This is a genomic window from Bacillus sp. SIMBA_008, from assembly GCF_046535495.1.
In the GTDB taxonomy this organism is placed as follows: Bacteria; Bacillota; Bacilli; order Bacillales; family Bacillaceae; genus Bacillus; species Bacillus subtilis.
On sequence record NZ_JAWRWL010001362.1, the window covers coordinates 1 to 232 of the forward strand.

Annotated in this window: 1 protein-coding gene; it reads right to left on the reverse strand. The window is 69.0% G+C overall.

Annotated elements, in window-relative coordinates:
• Positions 1-232, reverse strand: a 232-nt coding sequence (locus tag SB658_RS27900) for a hypothetical protein (protein ID WP_410603839.1), incomplete at both ends; no start/stop codon positions are given.

Genomic DNA, 232 nt, shown 5'->3' on the forward strand with positions numbered 1-232 from the left:
CCCGGTACGCGTCGAGTACGCGAATCGCGCGTAGAGGGGATCCGGCACGCCGGCATCCGCATCATGCGGTTTCAGGTGGTCCGAACCGTGGTTGTGGACCCGCACGATGCCGTCCGCGGCCGTCGCCTGCACGATCCAGCCGATCGGCCCGATGACGTCCACGTAGTCCTCGGCGTCACCGTCGAGAGGCAGCTCTGCCGACTGCCAGAGCGGATGCGCCGCCGGCAGCATG